Source organism: Massilia sp. Masssp94 (assembly GCF_059491305.1).
On the sequence record NZ_CP168501.1, the window covers coordinates 5,332,586 to 5,350,794 of the forward strand.

At 68.1% G+C, this 18,209-nt stretch carries 14 protein-coding genes; 9 read left to right on the forward strand and 5 right to left on the reverse strand.

Going from position 1 to position 18,209, the window contains the following annotated elements:
• Positions 1–60: 60 nt before the first annotated feature.
• Positions 61–2,685 (forward strand): glycoside hydrolase family 2 protein, encoded by a 2,625-nt coding sequence (locus ACEN9G_RS23745; protein ID WP_495605455.1) that lies wholly within the window; start codon positions 61–63, stop codon positions 2,683–2,685.
• On the opposite strand, the gene kdgD is transcribed toward ACEN9G_RS23745, so the two are convergent.
• A complete protein-coding gene (kdgD, locus tag ACEN9G_RS23750) occupies positions 2,686–3,597 on the reverse strand; it encodes a 5-dehydro-4-deoxyglucarate dehydratase (protein WP_413342027.1) in 912 nt (303 codons plus the stop codon).
• Positions 3,598–3,694: 97 nt separating this feature from the next.
• Positions 3,695–4,741 carry a LacI family DNA-binding transcriptional regulator gene (locus ACEN9G_RS23755; RefSeq protein ID WP_413342029.1) on the reverse strand — a complete coding sequence of 349 codons (1,047 nt, stop codon included), beginning with the start codon at positions 4,739–4,741 and terminating at the stop codon, positions 3,695–3,697.
• A gap of 200 nt (positions 4,742–4,941) precedes the next feature.
• On the opposite strand from ACEN9G_RS23755, the gene garD reads away from it, so the two are divergent.
• From garD to ACEN9G_RS23785, 6 genes are all read left to right on the forward strand, one after another.
• Entirely contained in the window at positions 4,942–6,486 is a 1,545-nt protein-coding gene (gene garD, locus ACEN9G_RS23760) for a galactarate dehydratase (RefSeq protein ID WP_413342030.1), read from the forward strand.
• Positions 6,487–6,530: 44 nt separating this feature from the next.
• Positions 6,531–7,595, forward strand: a complete 1,065-nt coding sequence (locus ACEN9G_RS23765; protein ID WP_413342032.1) for a porin — start codon at positions 6,531–6,533, stop codon at positions 7,593–7,595.
• A gap of 32 nt (positions 7,596–7,627) precedes the next feature.
• On the forward strand, positions 7,628–8,995 hold the full coding sequence (locus tag ACEN9G_RS23770) for an MFS transporter (RefSeq protein ID WP_413342033.1): 1,368 nt from the start codon (positions 7,628–7,630) through the stop codon (positions 8,993–8,995).
• Between the two features lie 249 nt (positions 8,996–9,244).
• Entirely contained in the window at positions 9,245–9,823 is a 579-nt protein-coding gene (locus ACEN9G_RS23775) for a sigma-70 family RNA polymerase sigma factor (protein ID WP_483127047.1), read from the forward strand.
• Positions 9,820–10,521 (forward strand): anti-sigma factor, encoded by a 702-nt coding sequence (locus ACEN9G_RS23780; RefSeq protein ID WP_483127048.1) that lies wholly within the window; start codon positions 9,820–9,822, stop codon positions 10,519–10,521. Before ACEN9G_RS23775 ends, ACEN9G_RS23780 begins: the two co-directional genes overlap by 4 nt.
• Positions 10,522–10,549: 28 nt before the next feature.
• Entirely contained in the window at positions 10,550–12,217 is a 1,668-nt protein-coding gene (locus ACEN9G_RS23785; RefSeq protein ID WP_483127049.1) for a beta-N-acetylhexosaminidase, read from the forward strand.
• Between the two features lie 34 nt (positions 12,218–12,251).
• Here ACEN9G_RS23785 and ACEN9G_RS23790 read toward each other — a convergent pair whose 3' ends face one another.
• Entirely contained in the window at positions 12,252–13,034 is a 783-nt protein-coding gene (locus tag ACEN9G_RS23790) for a 3-hydroxybutyrate dehydrogenase (protein ID WP_413342753.1), read from the reverse strand.
• Complete coding sequence (locus ACEN9G_RS23795) at positions 13,031–14,263, reverse strand: patatin-like phospholipase family protein (protein WP_413342755.1); 1,233 nt, start codon at positions 14,261–14,263, stop codon at positions 13,031–13,033. The genes ACEN9G_RS23790 and ACEN9G_RS23795 overlap by 4 nt, the downstream gene beginning before the upstream one ends.
• 188 nt (positions 14,264–14,451) lie before the next feature.
• On the opposite strand from ACEN9G_RS23795, the gene ACEN9G_RS23800 reads away from it, so the two are divergent.
• Positions 14,452–15,087 (forward strand): NUDIX hydrolase, encoded by a 636-nt coding sequence (locus tag ACEN9G_RS23800; protein ID WP_413342757.1) that lies wholly within the window; start codon positions 14,452–14,454, stop codon positions 15,085–15,087.
• Positions 15,088–15,240: 153 nt separating this feature from the next.
• On the forward strand, positions 15,241–16,380 hold the full coding sequence (locus ACEN9G_RS23805) for a TGL-type protein-glutamine gamma-glutamyltransferase (RefSeq protein WP_413342760.1): 1,140 nt from the start codon (positions 15,241–15,243) through the stop codon (positions 16,378–16,380).
• Positions 16,381–16,412: 32 nt separating this feature from the next.
• On the opposite strand, the gene ACEN9G_RS23810 is transcribed toward ACEN9G_RS23805, so the two are convergent.
• On the reverse strand, positions 16,413–18,194 hold the full coding sequence (locus tag ACEN9G_RS23810) for a PHA/PHB synthase family protein (protein WP_483127050.1): 1,782 nt from the start codon (positions 18,192–18,194) through the stop codon (positions 16,413–16,415).
• Between the last annotated feature and the right edge of the window lie 15 nt (positions 18,195–18,209).

The window sequence follows — 18,209 nt, forward strand, 5'->3', positions numbered from 1 at the left end:
AGGTCGCACGTCGCCACAATGACGCTCCTGTATGATGATGACACCCTACCTGGAGCAACGATGCGTTCGCAGACGGCGACCCTGATCCGCCTGGCGGCTTCCGCCATGGCGCTTGCCATATTGACCGGCGTGGGGCATGCCGCAACCCCGGCCGCAACCCCGGCCGCAACCCCGGCTTCGGCCGCGGCCGCAGCACCCACCGCGCGCCAGCGGCAGAATTTCAACGCCGGCTGGCGCTTCCACCTGGGCGACATCGGCGGTGCCGAGAAGGTCGACTTCGACGACGGCGACTGGCAGGCCGTGGGTCTCCCGCACAGTTTCAGCACGCCTTACTTCCAGGCGCCTGAGGTGTACGTCGGCTACGGCTGGTACCGCAAGGATCTCGTGCTGCCGCAAGGGACCGCCGGGCGCCGCTGGACGCTCGAGTTCGAAGCCGCGTTCCAGACGGCCGAGGTGTACGCCAACGGCCGCAGGATCGCGCGCCACCGCGGCGGCTATACCGGCTTTCCCGTCGACCTGACCGGCGCCCTGCATCCGGGGCGCAACGTGATCGCCGTCCGCGTCGACAACACCTGGGACCCGACGCTCGCGCCGCGCGCCGGCGAACATATCTTCAGCGGCGGCATCTACCGCGACGTCTGGCTCGTGACGACGGACGACGTGCACGTCCCGTGGACCGGCACGGCCGTGACCACGCCGGGCCTGACGGGCCGCAGCGGCGCCGTGCGCGTGGCGACGGAGGTGCGCAACGACGGCCGCAAACCCGTCAAGGTGACGGTGCGCACCCGCATCGCCGACGGCCGCGGCGCCACTGTCGCCGTGCTGCCCGACGCGGCCGTCCGCGTGCCGCCGGGGCAGACGCTGGACGTCGCGCAGGAGTCCGCGCGGCTGTCGGGCCTCGAGCTGTGGAGTCCCGAGACGCCCACGCTGTACCGCGCCGTCACGACGCTCGACGTGGCGGGGCGCCAGCGCGACCGCTTCGAGACGCCGTTCGGCTTCCGCACCATCAAGTGGACGGCCGACCAGGGCTTTTTTCTCAACGGCGAGCACCGCTACTTCCGCGGCGCCAACGTGCACCAGGACCAGGCCGGATGGGGCGACGCCGTGACGAATGCCGCCATCGACCGCGACGTGCAGCTGATGAAGGACGCCGGTTTCGATTTCATCCGCGGCTCGCACTATCCGCACGACCCGCATTTCGCCGAAGCGACCGATCGGATCGGCATGCTGTTCCTGCCGGAGGCGCCGTTCTGGGGCACGGCCGGCATGAGGAGTCCGTGGAGCCGGTCCGCCTATCCGCCCGAAGCCGAACACCAGGCCGCGTTCGAGGACAGCGTCAAGCAGCAGCTGGCGGAACTCATCCGCATCAACCGCAACCATCCGTCCGTCGTCGCGTGGGGCATGGACAACGAGGTCTTCTTCACCGACAAGGAGACCCTGCCGGCCGTGCGCAAGCTGCTGGCGGACGAGGTGGCGCTGTCGCACAGGCTCGATCCCACGCGGCCCGCGGCCGTCGACGGCGCGCAGCGGGGAGACATGGACCGCATCGGCGACATCGCCGGCTACAACGGCGACGGCGCCGTGCTGTTCCCGAATCCCGGCATCGCCAACTTCGTCGCGGAGTACGGCTCGACCATCTCGGACCGGCCGGGCGAATACGCCCCGGGCTGGGGCGACATCGAACGCACGCCGGGCGCGAAGGCGGGCGAGCCGGCGTCGTGGCGCTTCCCGTGGCGCGCGGGCGAAGCCGTATGGGCCGGGTTCGACCACGGCTCGATCGCGGGCAAGTTCGGCTCGATGGGCCTCGTCGATTATGCGCGGCTGCCGAAGCGCAGCTGGTACTGGTACCGTAATGCCTACCGCGGCATCTCGCCGCCGGCGTGGCCGCAGCCGGGCCAGCCGGCCGCCCTACGGGTGACGGCCAGCAGTCCCGTCATCCGCCACGCGGACGGCACGGACGACGTGCAACTGGTCGTGACGGTGTTGGATGCGGCCGGCAGGGCGCTGTCCAACAGCCCGCCCGTGAAGTTGGCGCTGGAAGCGGGGCCGGGCGAGCTGCCGACGGGACGCAGCATCGCGTTCACGCCGGACGGCGACATCCCGATCCGCGACGGCCAGGCCGCCATCGCCATGCGCAGCTGGCAGCGCGGCACGACACGGATCCGCGCGACGTCGCCCGGCCTCGCCGACGGCGTGCTGACGGTGGAGACGGTGGACGGTCCGGCCTTCGTGGACGGCGTGACGCCGCTGGCGGCCGACCGGCCGTACGTGCAACGCAAGATGGCGGTGGGGGGAGAGCAGGCGTTCGGCCTGAAGAATCCGACGCAGGCCAGTTCGAGCGCGGCCGAGCACGCATCGTCGCTGGTCAACGACGGCGACGCCGCCACATGGTGGGCACCGGCGGCGGACGACGCGGCGCCGTGGTTCGCCATCGACCCCGAGCGCATCGTGAATTACCGCCGGCTGGCGGTGCGGTTCGCGCCGGGCGGGCGCTGCGGCGTGACGGCGGAAGCGCAGGATACGGGCGGCGTGTGGCAGGTGCTGGCCGACGTGCCGGCGGCGGCCGACACGTTCGACGTGCCGGTGCGCGCCGTCACGGGACGGCGCTTGCGGCTGCGCCTGGCGGGCGCCAACTGCCGCATCGCCGACGTCGTCATCACGGGGACGCCGGCGACCTTCTGGTGATCAGCGCACGTTCTGCTTCTTGATCAGTTGATCGAGCATGGCGTGTTCTTCTTCCGTCAAATCGGTCAGCGGCGCGCGCACCGGACCGCCGTCGTGGCCGACGAGGCGGGCGCCCGCCTTCACGATCGACACGGCGTAGCCGGCCTTGCGGTTGCGGATCGCCAGGTAGGGCAGGAAGAATTCGTCCAGCAGGCGGTTCGTCGTCGCGTGGTCGTCCTGCGCGATCGCGTGATAGAAATCCATCGCCAGTTGCGGCATGAAGTTGAAGACGGCCGACGAGTACACGGGCACGCCTAGCGCCTTGTAAGCTGCCGCATACACTTCCGCGGTCGGCAGGCCGCCCAGGTAGCTGAAACGGTCGCCCATGCGGCGCCAGATCGAGACCATCAGTTCGATGTCGCCGATGCCGTCCTTGAAGCCGATCAGGTTCGGGCAGCGGTCGGCCAGCTGTTCCAGCGAGTCCGCGGTCAGGCGGCATTGCGCGCGGTTGTACACGACGACGCCGATGTTCACCGATTTGCAGACTTCTTCCACGTGCGCGACGAGGCCGTCCTGGCTCGCTTCCGTCAGGTAGTGCGGCAGCAGCAGCACGCCTTTCGCGCCCAGGCGCTCAGCTTCCTGCGCGAACGCGATCGCGGCGCGGGTCGGGCCGCCGACGCCGGCGAGGATCGGCACCTTGCCGGCGCACGTGTCGACCGCGGTCTTGATCACCTGCGAGTATTCGTCGTGCGTCAGCGAGAAGAATTCGCCGGTGCCGCCGGCCGCGAACAGGGCGGTGGCGCCGTACGGGGCGAGCCATTCCAGGCGTTCGATATAGGTGTTCTTGCGGAAGTTGCCTTCGGCATCGAAGTCGGTGATGGGGAAGGACAGCAGGCCGGACGACATCACTTGCTTGAGTTCTTGCGGATTCATTTGCGCTCCAGGGCGGTGGGTTTAACTTGTCAGACATCGTATAACTAAGCCCGCGACGTCGCAAGAATAATTTGCGATATCGTTGTTTCGGCGCCGGTCAGCCGGCGGTGCGCGTCGTCGCCCGTTCGACGAGCTGGAAGCCCACGTCGACCACGTTGTCCGCCAGCGCGTCGCCTTCGATCTTGGCGATGAGCGCCCGCGCCGCCCGCACGCCGATCGCGCGCTTGTCGACGTGGACGGACGAGATGGGAGGATGGGTGTACGCGGCGAAGTCGAAGTCGCCGAAGCCCATGATGCCGAGCGATCCGGGCACGGCGATGCCTTGCGCCTGCGCCTCGATGAGGGCGCCATGGGCCAGCACGTCGGAGCTGCACACGACGACGTCGGGCTGGTGGCCCTCGGCCAGGATCGCGCGCAGGCCTTCGCGGCCGAGATTCATCACGGTCGGCGGGGTGGCCATGTGCGTGGCGATGGGCACCACGCCGTGCTGTTTCAGTTCCGCCTCCAGCGCCAGGCGCCGCCGGTTGGCGCGCTCGTCGCGCGCGCAGATCGATGCGAAACGCCTGTAGCCTTTACTTAAAAGGTATTGCGCGACCTTTTCGCCAACCCGTTCCTGCGAAAAGCCGATGGCGATGTCGATGGGGGAGGGCGTCAGGTCCCACGCTTCCACGACGGGCACGCCGGTCGCCAGCAGTTTCTTGCGCACGCCGGGGTGATGATGGATGCCGGTGAGGACGATGCCGTCGGGCTGGCGCGACAGGATCGCCGTCAGCAGGTCTTCTTCCTTTTGGCGCGAATAGTTCGACACCGACAGCAGCAACTGGTAGCCGTGCGCCGACAACTCGTCGTTGAGACCCTGCACCGTCTCCGCGAACATCGAGTTCGACAACTGCGGCACGATGGCGGCGATGAGCTGGCTGCGCTTCGTCGTCAGGCTGCCGGCCAGCATGTTCGGGATATAGCCCATCGCGGCCGCGGCTTCTTTCACGCGCGCGATCGTGTCCGGCTTGACGAGCTTGGGGTTGTGCAGCGCGCGCGATACCGTGATGGGAGAGAGGCCCGCCAGTCGCGCGACGTCCTTCAGCGTGATGCTTTTCGGGCGGTCTCCGTTGGTGGGGAGCGTGTCGTCTGCGGGATCCATCATGTTGTTGTGTTCTTTATCACTTGTACGACATCCGATCACAAAACGCTTGCGTTCGAAGATGATTGCGGTATCATACCAAACACCTCGGCCGAACTACCGGCCCTATTTTTAAGACAAGAATGATTGCGGTGTCATTTTTGCGCAAAGTGCGTGCTTGTTGTGCTTTGCTGTTAAATGATTGCGCAATCATGGAGACGCTGATGACTATCCCCCGCACCATCCGCATGCACGAGAACGACAACGTCGCCATCGTCGTCAACGCCGGCGGCCTGCCGGAAGGCACTATCTTCCCGGACGGGCTGACCCTGGCCACCCGCGTGCCGGAAGGGCACAAGGTGGCGCTCGTCGACATCGCCCAGGGCGCACCCATCGTCCGCTACGACGTGACGATCGGCCATGCGCTGCAACCGATCGCCCGCGGCACGTGGATCGAGGAATCGCTGGTCGGCATGCCGGCCGCGCGCGGCCTGGACGACCTGCCGAAGCCCGTCCGCGACCGCGTACCGTTGCCGCCGCTGGAAGGCTATACGTTCGAAGGCTTCCGCAATCCGGACGGCTCGGTCGGCACGCGCAACATCCTCGCCATCAGCGAGACGGTGCAGTGCGTGTCGGGTGTCGTCGCGTTCGCGGTCGACCGCATCAGGAAGGAGCTGCTGCCCCAGTACCCGCACGTGGACGACGTCGTCGCCATCGAGCACACGTACGGCTGCGGCGTCGCCATCGACGCGCCCGGCGCCGAGATCCCGATCCGGACGCTGCGCAACATCGCGAAGAACCCGAACTTCGGCGGCCGCGTGATGCTCGTGAGCCTGGGCTGCGAGAAGCTGCAGCCGGCGCGTATGTTCCCGCAGGGTTCGATCCCGATCCAGACGCCGAAACAAGAGCTGGATACCGTGTGCCTGCAGGATGCCGCGCACGTGGGCTTCGGCGACATGATCGACTCCATCATGCGCACGGCCGAGAAGCATCTGGCGGTACTGAACGAGCGCCGGCGCGAGACGGTGCCGGCGTCAGAACTCGTCGTCGGCGTGCAGTGCGGCGGCAGCGACGCGTTCTCCGGCGTGACCGCGAATCCGGCCGTCGGCTTCGCGAGCGACCTGCTCGTGCGGGCGGGCGCCGCCGTCATGTTTTCCGAAACGACGGAAGTTCGCGACGGCATCGACCAGCTGACGGCGCGCGCCGCCGACGACGACGTCGCGCACGCGATGATCCGCGAGATGGCGTGGTACGACGAGTACCTGAAGCGGGGCGGCGTGGACCGCAGCGCGAACACGACGCCGGGCAACAAGAAGGGCGGCCTCGCCAACATCACGGAAAAGGCGATGGGGTCCATCATCAAGTCCGGCACGGCGCCGATCGCGGGCGTGCTGGCGCCGGGCGACAAGCTCCAGCAGAAAGGCCTGATCTACGCGGCCACGCCGGCCAGCGATTTCATCTGCGGCACCCTGCAGCTGGCCGCCGGCATGAACATGCACGTGTTCACGACCGGCCGCGGCACGCCTTATGGCCTGGCCGCCGTGCCGGTCGTGAAAGTCGCCACGCGCGACGACCTGGCACGCCGCTGGCACGACCTCATGGACATCAACGCCGGCCGCATCGCGACGGGAGACTCCACGATCGCGGACGTCGGCTGGGAGTTGTTCCACTTCCTGCTCGACGTGGCGAGCGGCCGCAAGAAGACGTGGGCCGAGCACTGGAAGCTCCATAACGCGCTCACGCTCTTCAATCCGGCGCCCGTGACCTGACCGCACGCGCGACCGCACAAGCTAGAGAACAGCAAGGAGACATCTTGAAGACAGCAGTATGCATCGCCCTCGGCCTGGCCGCGGGCGCGGGCGCGCACGCCCAGACGAATGTCACGATCTACGGCATCGCCGACGCGGCGTTCGTCGGCGAGAACGGCAGCGCCGCCGGTCACCGGACGAAGATCACGAGCGGCGCCGCGTCCGCATCGCGCATCGGCTTCCGCGGCACGGAGGACCTGGGCAACGGCATGTCCGCGTTCTTCACTCTGGAGACGGGTGCGAAGATCGATACGGGCGAGCTCGATGCCGCGAACACGATCTTCAACCGCCAGGCGTTCGTGGGCATGAAAACGAAGGCGGGCGCGATCGCCTTCGGCCGCCAGTACACGCCTTACCACCTCACGCTGACGTCCGTCGCCGATCCGTTCGGCACGGGCTACGCGGGCACGGCGAAGAACCTCTTCCCCGACAACGGCACCAATGTCCGCACCAGCAACACGATCACGTACACGTCGCCCAAGGTGAACGGCGTGCACGCGGAACTCGCGTACAGCGCCGGCGAGCAGACCGAATTGTCGGCCGGTCGCCAGTTCGGCGGTGCGCTCGACCTGGCCCGTGGCGCCCTGCGCGTGCGCCTCGCCTACAACAGCAAGAACACGGACGTGGCGGCGGCGGGCGTGAACCACGACCTGGGCCGCAACGTGCTCCTCGGTGCCAACTACGACCTCAAATGGATCAAGCTGTATGGCGCATTCGAAGTCGACAAGGGTTATGACAGCGCCACCCTGGGCAACGCGAACAACCCGTACGGCGGGGTGAAACCGACGCCGTCGACGGACGGCCGCGAGATCCTGCTCGGGTTCTCCGCTCCCGTCGGGCCGGGCACGCTGATGTTCTCCACGCAGCACAAGGACGACCGCACGCACTTCGACCAGGACGCCCGCGAGTGGGGCATCGGTTACCTGTACGCGCTGTCCAGGCGCACGGGCCTGTACGCCGCGTACGCACATATCCATAACAAGAACGGCGCCGGCTACACGGTCGCCAACAACACGGAGCCGGGTACGGGCAACACCGGCTTCAACCTGGGCATCCGCCAGACGTTCTGAGTCCGGCGGCCACACCAATCTCTGGAGGGACCATGGAGCACACAACGACCGCCGCCATACCGGCCGCAACCACCAAACTCGCGTCGCGCACGCGCTGGGGCATACTCGCCATCCTGTTCATCGTCACGACGGTCAACTACGCCGACCGCGCGTCGATCTCGATCGCGGGTCCGGAAATCCGCAAGGCCCTGGGCCTGTCGCCCGTCGAGATGGGCTTCGTCTTTTCCGCGTTCGCATGGTCGTACGTGGCGGCGCAGCTGCCCGGCGGCTGGCTGCTCGACCGCTTCGGCTCGAAGATCACCTATTTCTTCAGCATTTTTCTCTGGTCGCTGTTCACGCTGCTGACGGGCGGCGTCGGCTTCCTCACCGGCGCCGCCGCCGTTGGCACGCTGTTCGTGCTGCGTTTCCTCGTCGGCGCGGCCGAGGCGCCTTCGTTCCCCGGCAACAGCCGCATCACGTCGGCGTGGTTCCCCACGCACGAGCGAGGGCTCGCGTCCGCGCTGTTCAACTCCGCGCAGTATTTCGCGACCGTGCTGTTCGCGCCGATCATGGGCTGGCTCGTCCACGCGTTCGGCTGGGAGAGCGTGTTCATCGTGATGGGCGGCCTCGGGATCGCGCTGGCCTTCGTCTGGCTGAAGGTCATCCACGGCCCGAAGGACCACCCGTCCGTCAGCGCCGGCGAACTGAAATACATCGAGGAGGGCGGGGCGCTCGTCGACCTGGATGGCGGCAAACGCGCATCGCAGGCGCCCGCGGTCGACACGCTCGCCTGCGTCAAGGAGCTGCTGTCCAATCGCATGCTGCTGGGCGTGTACATCGGCCAGTACTGCATCAACACGCTGACGTACTTCTTCCTCACGTGGTTCCCCGTCTACCTCGTGCAGGAGCGCCACATGACGATCCTGAAGGCGGGCTTCGTCGCATCGCTACCCGCCATCGCCGGCTTCCTCGGCGGCGTCGTGGGCGGGACGATCTCGGACCGCCTCGCGAAGGCCGGCTTCTCGCTGTCGATGTCGCGCAAGGTGCCGATCGTGTGCGGCATGCTGCTGTCGATGAGCATGATCGCCTGTAACTACATCGACACCGACGCCGTCGTCGTCGCCGTGATGGCGCTGGCCTTCTTCGGCAAGGGCGTCGGCGCGCTGGGCTGGGCCGTCGTCGCGGACACGTCGCCGAAGGAAGCGGGCGGCCTGTCCGGCGCGCTGTTCAACACCTTCGGCAACATCGCCGGCATCACGACGCCCATCGTCATCGGCTACATCCTGCAGGGCACCGGCTCGTTCGCGGGGGCGCTCGTGTATGTCGGCGCCAACGCCGCCGTCGCGATCTTCAGCTATGTGTTCATCGTGGGCGAGATCAAGCGCGTGAAGCTGGTGAAGTCGCTGACAACGGCTTCGTAGGTAGTTTGAATCCGATCGCCGGATTGCTGCGTACAGGAGGGAGCGGGGGAGGCTTTTCTGTCCGCGTGCGGCGGTGGTGAAGGTCGTCGACGACGCGGCCGTCATGAAGCAGGTCACCGTGACGGCCGCGCGCTTGCCGCAGACCGGATTGTCCGTGCGCGAGCAATACCTTTCCGCACGAATGTAATCGTTTCCAGTCCTGTCATTGTACGGTTACAATGTTTTCATTAAATCAATGACAGGGGCGACGTGAGCCACGAGACCGACCAGGACGACCAGCTGTACCATGTGCTCGCGGCCGTGGCCCTGCAGGACCGCGCCGCGTTCCGCAGGCTGTACGACGCCACGTCGGCGCAGCTGTTCGGCTTCGCGCTGCGCGTGCTGCACAAGGAAGAACTGGCGGAGGAGGCCGTGCAGGACGCGTTCGTCGCGATCTGGCACGCGGCCGCCGGCTACCAGGTGCACCTGGCGTCGCCGCTCACGTGGATGGTGACGATCGTGCGCAACAAGGCGCTGGACGTCCGCCGCCGCGCGCTGGCGGACGGCGGCGACGTCCGGGCCGAGCTCGAAGATGCCGACGGCCTGGCCGACATGACGGCGGGTCCGCACGGACAGGCGCAGCTCTCGCGCGACGCGCAGGCGCTGGCGCGTTGCATGGACACGCTCGCGGACCGCCAGCGCCAGGCGATCGGCATGGCGTACCTGCACGACCTGTCGTATTCGGAGGTGGCGGCGCGTCTCGCCCTGCCGCTCGGCACGGTCAAGACGTGGATCCGGCGCGGCCTCGACCGGCTGCGCGATTGCCTGTCCAGACGGGAGGCCGCATGAACATCCGCGACAACGCGCCGCTGCGCGACCGGCTCGCGGCCGAATACGCGCTCGGCACCTTGCGCGGCGGGGCGCGGCGCCGCTTCGAGACGTGGCTGCGCGACGACCGTCAATTGCGCGCCGCCGTCGCCGACTGGCAGGGCCGGCTCGCGGCGCTGGCCGAACTGCAGCAGCCGGTGACGCCGCCGGCGCGCGTATGGGAAGGCATCGAGGGCCGCCTCGGACCTGCGGTACAGCCGCAGTGGTGGCAGTTCTGGCACACGTCCGCCGCGCGGCCGTGGGGCGTGCTGGCGCTGGCCGCGGGCGCGGCCGCGCTCGTGCTGGCCGTGCGCCTCGCCGCGCCGCCGGCGGCTGCGCCGCGGACGCAGCAGATCGCCGCGCTGTCCGACGCCCAGTCGCAGACCGCCATGGTCGTCACGGCCGACACGCGTCACCGCCGCCTGCAGGTGCGCGTGGCGGAAGACGTCCACGTGCCCGCCGACCGCACCCTGCAACTGTGGGCGATCACGCGCACGGGCAAACCCCGCTCGCTCGGCATCCTGCCCGGCAACCGCAGCACGGACCTGGCGCTGGACGCGCGCGCGACCGCGCCGGACGTGGCCCTGCTCGCGATCAGCCTGGAGCCGAAGGTCGGCTCGCCCGATCCGAACGGACCAACGGGACCCGTGCTGTACAAGGGCAGCTGGGCAAGGCTGTAATCCACTCTTTCATCATCGAGGTGTCGTCATGCGCATGTTCGCCGTCCTGTCGTTGTGTTGCCTGACCGGCGTGGTCCACGCACAGGACATCGTGCCGCGTCCGGCCCGGCTGGAGCGCGGGACGGGCGAGTACGTCCTCACGCCGGCCACCCGCATCGTCGCCAGCGGCGCCGCGCTGCCCGAGGCGTCGACCCTGCGCGACTACCTCCGCCCGGCCACCGGCTTCGACCTGCCGGTGACCGCGCACGACGGCGCCAACGCGATCCGCCTGCGCCTCGACCCGAAGGCGGACCTGGGCAAGGAGGGCTACCGCCTCGTGAGCGACACGCGCGGCGTGACCATCGCGGCGGCGCAGCCGGCAGGCCTGTTCTACGGCATCCAGACCCTGCGCCAAATGCTCCCGGCCGACATCTACCGCCAGGCGCGGGTGAAACGCACGTGGACGCTGCCGGCCGTGGCGATCGAGGACGCGCCGCGGTTCTCGTGGCGTGGCAGCCACCTGGACGCCGCGCGCCACTTCATGCCGAAGGAATTCGTGCTGAAGCACATCGAGCTGCTTGCCCAGCACAAGATGAACGTCTTCCACTGGCATCTGACGGACGACCAGGGCTGGCGCATCGAGATCAAGCGCTATCCGCGCCTGACGCAGGTGGGCGCGTGGCGCCGCGACAGCATGCTCGCGTACGATCCGCCGCGCTACGACGGCAAGCCGCACGGCGGCTTTTATACGCAGGACGACATCCGCGAAGTGGTCGCCTGGGCGGCCGCGCGCCACGTGACGATCGTGCCGGAGATCGAGATGCCGGGGCATGCGCAGGCCGCCGTCGCGGCGTATCCCGAGCTGGGCAACCGGCCGGATCGGATACTCCAGGTCGGCACCGACTGGGGCGTGATCCCGCACGTGTTCAACGTGGAGGACGGCACGATCGCCTTCCTGCAGAATGTGCTGGACGAGGTGATGGACCTGTTCCCGGGCCAGACCATCCACGTGGGCGGCGACGAGTGCCCGAAGACGGAATGGGCGCAGTCGCCGGCCGCGCTGGCGCGCATGAAGCAGCTGGGTCTCGTGCCCGCCACCGCCACGCTGCAGGACATCCAAAACTACCGCGATGCGCAGGGCAAGCCCGCCGAACATCCCGCGCTGCACGGCCTGCAGAGCTGGTTCATCGGCCGCATGGATGCCTACCTGACGCGGCACGGCCGCCGCCTGATCGGCTGGGACGAGATCCTGGAAGGCGGCCTCGCGCCGGGCGCCGCCGTGATGAGCTGGCGCGGCGAGGCGGGCGGCATCAAGGCCGCGGGCGCCGGACACGACGTCGTCATGACGCCCGAGCGCGCGACCTATTTCGATTTTTACCAGGCCGACCCGAAGAGCCCGGGCTTCCGCGAACCGATGGGCGTGCGCGACGTGACGACGCTCGCGCGCGTGTACGCGTACGACCCGTTGCCGGCCGCGCTGCCGGCGTCGCAGGCGCGCCATGTGCTGGGCAGCCAGGCGCAGTTGTGGACGGAATACATGGCGACCCCGCGCGACGTCGAATACATGGCCTGGCCGCGCCTGGCGGCGCTGGCCGAGGGCCTGTGGACGCCGAAGGCGCTGAAGGAGTACGCCGGGTTCGAGGAGCGGATGCCGGCGGCGCTGGGCCGCCTGCAGGTGCAGGACGTGAACTACCGTCCCCTGGAGGGTCCGAAGTAACGATCGCCCGCGGATGCCCCGCGGGCTGCAAGACCTACTGCATGAACCAGCCGTGGCTGACGACGATCGACTGGCCCGTCAGCGCGTTCGACGGGAACGTCGCGAGGAACAGCGCCGTGTGCGCGACGTCTTCCACGGTCGTGAATTCGCCGTCGACCGTCTCCTTCAGCATCACCTTCCTGACGACGTCCTCTTCGCTGATCCCCAGTTCCTTCGCCTGCTCCGGGATCTGCTTGTCGACGAGCGGCGTGCGCACGAAGCCGGGGCAGATCACGTTCGCCCGCACGCCGTGCTTCGCGCCTTCCTTGGCGACGACCTTGGCCAGGCCGACGAGGCCATGCTTCGCGGCGACGTACGGCGCCTTCAGCACGGAGGCTTCCTTCGAGTGCACGGACCCCATGTAGATCACGCTGCCGCCGCGGCCCTGCGCATACATCCGCTTCAGGCACGCGCGCGTCGTGAGGAAGGCGCCATCGAGGTGAATCGCGAGCATCTTCTTCCAGTCGGAGAACTTGAATTCGTCGACCGGCGCGACGATCTGGATGCCCGCGTTCGACACGAGCACGTCGATGCCGCCGAATTGATCGGTCACTTGCGCGATGCCCGCGTCGACCTGTTCCTCGTTCGTCACGTCCATCGCGACGGCCAGCGCGCGTTCGCCGGTCGGATCGAATTCACGCGCGACGGCCTGCGCGGCCTCCAGGTTGAGGTCCGCGATGACGACCTTCGCGCCATGGTCGAAATAGGTCTTCGCGATCTCTTTGCCGATGCCGCTGGCGGCGCCCGTGACGACGGCGACTTTGTCCTGCATGTTCATGTCGGTTCCTTTTCTGCGGAGGTGGGGAGGGGAAGGGGATGCGCGGGCGGCGTCAGGAAATCGTAGGTGGCCGGGTTGCACTCGAAGCGCGGCAGCTGGAAGATCTCTTCATGCGCGAGCGTCTTCGTCGCATCCGCGTAGCCGGCCTGCCAGTGTTCCTTCATCGTGCGGCGCGAGAATTCGAAATCCTTGTACTGGCCTTCGTAGTTCGGCGAGCGGTAGACCAGTTCGACGATGTTGTACAGCGCGGGGTCCGACGCTTCCGCCAGCATTTGCGCCTGCCGCGTCGCGGCCAGTTCGGGCGGCATCATCGCCAGCAGTTCGTTGAAGGCCGTGCGCAGCTTCTCCGTGCGGCGGAATGCGTCGGTCGCGGTGCGCGTGCGGCTCGAATACTGGATCTCCTTCATGCGCGTCGCGACGGCGGCAAGGTCTTTCGGCACTTCGCCGCGCGCGCTCCACAGGTCGACCTGGAACACGAGCGTGTGCAGGCGCGAACGCGCGGACAGTACCCAGTCGAGCGGCGTGTTCGACACCATGCCGCCGTCCCAGTACCGCTCGCCGTCGATCTCCACCGCGTCGAAGCCGGGCGGCAGCGCGCCGCTGGCCATGACGTGTTCCGGCCCGATGCGGTCCTTCGCATTGTCGAAGTAGGCGAAGTTGCCGGTCCTGACGTTGACGGCGCCGATCGACAGCCGCATCTCGCGCGCGTTGATGCGGTCGAAGTCGACGAGGCGCTCCAGCGTCGCCCGAAGGGGCGCCGTGTCGTAGAAACTCGTCGCACCCAGACCGGGCCACGACAGGTACGGCGGCGGCACGCGCGGTTCGAAGAAGCCGGGCACGCCCTGCACGAGCACTCTTCCGGCCGCGATCTGGTTGACCCACGCGTGCAGCGTGTCGACCAGCGGCACGCCGGTCCACCGGTCGCCCACGAAGCCGTCGCTGGCCGTGCTGACCAGTTCCCAGAATTCGCGCAGGCGTTCGACCCGCCGCTCGCGCGGATTGCCGGCGATGATCGCGCTGTTGATGGCGCCGATCGAAATGCCGGACACCCACGTGGGCTCGACGCCCGCTTCCAGCAGTTTTTCGTACACGCCGGCCTGGTACGCACCGAGCGCGCCGCCGCCCTGCAGCACGAGCGCGATGCTGTCGAATTCGGTGGCGCAGGCCTTCGGTACTTCGGCGGGCGCCTGCGTGCCTTCGTGCAGTACGCTTTGATCCCGTGTGTTCACGTGCCGGCTCCGTCGCGGAGCGCTGGGGTTGGGTTCATCCATTCCTCGCTGTGTCAATACGAATCGAGAGCGACCTTGCGTTTGGTCAACGTGTCGCTCGGCCGATATTCTCACAAATTTGCGGATGAGGCTGTCGTACGATTGGATGATGAGCACCATGTTTACGCGGCGCTGGTATAGTCGCCGGCATGGACGACACCTGGCATCCGCAACTGGACGAACACGGCCGCAAGGTGCGGCTGCACGCGCCGTCGTGCGAAGCGAACCTCGCTGCGCTGGCCGACCCGCGGGCCGCGGTGACGTTCGTGCCGGGCAGCGTCTGCGCCGGCATGCTGGATGGCGTGCCGCTCGCGGCGTGCACGCGCGCCATGGTCGATGCCGCTTGCGCCGGTGGCGCCACGCTTGTCGAACCGCCGTTCGTCCTCCCGCCGGGGAAGCACGCGGCGGCCGGCGCCGTCGTGCGCGAAGCCGACGGCCGCATCTGGCTCGTGGCGCCGTCGAACGGCTTTGGCGGCTATGCGGTGACCTTTCCGAAAGGGCGCGTCGAACCGGGCCTGCCGCTGCAGGCCACGGCCATCCGCGAGGTATGGGAAGAATCGGGGCTGCTCGTGGAACCGGTGGCCTGGCTGGGCGACTTCCCTCGCACCCAGACCTTTACACGCTTTTACATCGCGCGCCGGATCGGTGGCCATCCCGCGCACATGGGGTGGGAATCGCAAGCCGTCCACCTCGTGACGCCCACGCAGGCGCGTGGCCTGTTACACCGGGATACCGATCACGCGGTACTCGACGCCCTGAACGCATTTGAGGCGCATCAAGCCTGACGCCAGCCACGCGAGACACGGCAGCCTTTCCAATCTGTAATGTTCGACGACCCTGTTTTTAATTTTCACTTCAGGTTCGCGGCGTACCGTTTTCATTGCATATCGGAAGCATTTCTTGCCCTGTCCGTCGTCCCTTTTAAGGCTGTCGCCCCCGTGAAACTCGCCGCATACCAAGAACTCGCCCCGCAGGAACTCGCTCCGCCGCAATCCGGCGGCCTGGACATCCACGGCGACGATCCCGCACAGCACCGCCAGGTCCTCGACAAGCTCGACGAGCTCGGCTTGCGGCCCTATCTCGCGCCGTTTGAACACGGCCGCGGTTTCGCGCTGTCGGCGGACGCCGCGCACGCGCTCGTGGACGATGGCGACACGCTGAACCTGTGCCGCGATCTCGGCCTCGATACCGCCGCGAACATGGTCCACCTCGAACGCGAGATCGTGCTGGCGCTGCTGGCCGCGCCGCGCACGCTCCGCTTTGCGAGTGCCGCCGAATTCCTGGCGGCGGTCGCGATCCGGCGCAACATCGTCGTGGCCGCGCGCGCCACCCAGCTCGCGTTCGGCACGGCCGAAGCGGACCGCCCGGCCAGCCACTGGACGTACGACGAAGACCGCGGCTTCACGGTCTTGCCTGGACAGCCGCTGATCGAGGCCCTCACGCTCGCGACGCAGCCCGGTGCGGGCGACGGGCGCATGTACGCGTTCTCCTGCTACCGCGCGACCGAATACGTGATGCTGCTCGGGATCGCGCGCGAACTCGAACGGACCAACCCGCCGCTGCTCGCAGCCTTGCAGCGGCAGTGGGAGACGTCAGCGATCCAGTCGGGCGCCTTCCACGACGTCTTTCTCGTCGAATACGGTTCGTTCGACGCGCCGCTGCCGCCGCGCTGGTACGTGCCGGGCGATCGCGTGTGGTTCCGCAATCCGGACGCGCTTTCGTCGGACGCCTCCGGCTACGAAGGCTCGTGGGTGATCTATCTCGGCAACGGCCTGTTCAGCAATTTCTGGCAGCGCGACCGCCCGTACAGCCTGGTCGCGAAATGCCTGGAGATCTACCACTGGCGCCACGGCACGTATGTCGACGCCGCCGGCGACTTGCGGATGAACGAGGCGATCGTCGCCGCGCACGTGGCGGAGACGGCCGCCAACCCGGCCGCGCTGGCATCCGTCGTCGCGTGCATGTCGCGCCTGCGTGACACGCGCGGCGTGTATGCCGATGGCGGCTGCATCGACGTCTCGCGCGAATACTCGCGTCCTGTCTGCCCCGGCACCACGGGCATCGTGCTGCCGGGCTGACGGCGCACGGCTGACGGCTTACGGCTTACGGCTTACGGCTCCAGGACGTAGTGGCCGGGCGCGTCACGCACGCTGCGTCCTTGTGGAGGCGGCGCCACCCATGGACCGGCCAGGCGGGCCAGCCAATGTTCCCACGCCGGCCACCAGCTGCCTTCCCGCACGCGCGTCTCGGCCTGCCAGGTATCGGGATCGACGTACGGCGCGTCGTGCTCGTGCGTGCTCATCTGGTAGCTGCGGTTCGGCGTACCCGGCGGCGACACGACGCCCGCATTGTGGCCGCCCGACGTCAGCAGGAACGTCACCGACGTATCGCTCAGCGGAATGATTTTATAGACGGAGCGCCACGGCGCCACGTGGTCCGTCATCGTGCCGACCGCGAGGATGGGGATGTGGATGTCGGTCAGCGCCACCGGCCGCCCGTTCACGAGGTAGCGTGAGCTGGCCAGGCTGTTCTGCAGGAACAGGTTGCGCAGGTATTGCGAGTGCATGCGGTAGGGCATGCGCGTGGCGTCCGCATTCCACGAGGCGAGGTCATTGTCCTTGTCGGGGATGTCGAGCAGGTAGTGGCGCAGGCGGCGCGACCAGATCAGGTCGTTCGAGCGCAGCAGCTGGAAGGCGCCCGCCATCTGGCGCGTATCCAGGTAGCCCTGCTGCCACATCACGGCTTCCAGGAAGCTGACCTGGCTCTCGTCGATGAACAGCGACAGCTCGCCCGGCTCCGTGAAGTCGACCTGCGCCGCCAGCAGCGTCATGCTGGCAAGGCGCTCGTCGCCGTCGCGCGCCATTGCCGCCGCCGCGATCGCGAGCAGGGTGCCGCCAAGGCAATAGCCGCACGCATTGATCTGCGGGGCGCCGCTCTCGCGCACGACCGTGTCCAGCGACTCCATGATGCCGTGCCGCCGGTAATCGTCCAGCGACAGGTCGCGGTCGTCGGCCTGCGGATTCTTCCACGAGATCATGTACACGGTGTGGCCATGCTCGACGAGGTAGCGCACGAGCGAGTTGTGCGGGGAGAGGTCGAGGATGTAGTACTTCATGATCCACGCGGGCACGATCAGCAGCGGCACGGCATGCACCTGCGGCGTGACGGGATCGTAGCGCAGCAGTTCGACGAGGTGGTTTTCCATCACGACCTTGCCGGGCGTGATGGCGACGTCGCGCCCGGGCCGGAGGCTGACGGGCGCCGACGTGCCGGCCAGCGCGCGGCGCATGTCCGTGCCCGCGCGGGCCATGCCGTGCACGAGGTTCTGCCCGCCGCTGGCGAGCGTGACCTGCTGCGCGACGGGATTGGTGGCGATGAAGTTCGACGGCGCGATACCGTCGAGCAGTTGGCGCGCGACGAACGTGACCACGTCGCCGTGGTGCGACGACACGCCCCGCACGCCGGCCGTGGCCCGGTGCCACCATTGCTGCGTGAGCAGGAAGCCCTGGCTCAGCTGGTTCCACGGCCACGCATGCCAGAGCGGATCGCTGAAGCGCTTGTCCTGGGCCAGCGGCTGTACGGGCTCGGCCGGCGTGCCGAACATGGCGCTGGCACTGTACTGCAGCCAGCGCTGCATGTTGCTCGCGGCCTGCACGCCCAGCTCCAGCTGCTTGGCGGGCGAGAGCAGCAGGTGGGTGGCCCAGTCGTGCCACGCGCCGGCCAGCGCCGCCGGCGACACGTAGCCGGTCAGGCGCCCCAGCGCGGCGTTCAGCGCGAGGTCGACGTGCGCGTGTTCGACGCTGGCCTCGGGATAGCGCGGCCGCGCGCCGCCCTGCCACGTGCTGGCCTCGCGCCGCTGTTCGCTTGGCGGGATGGCGGACAGGATGTTCATGATGCGATGCCTCCG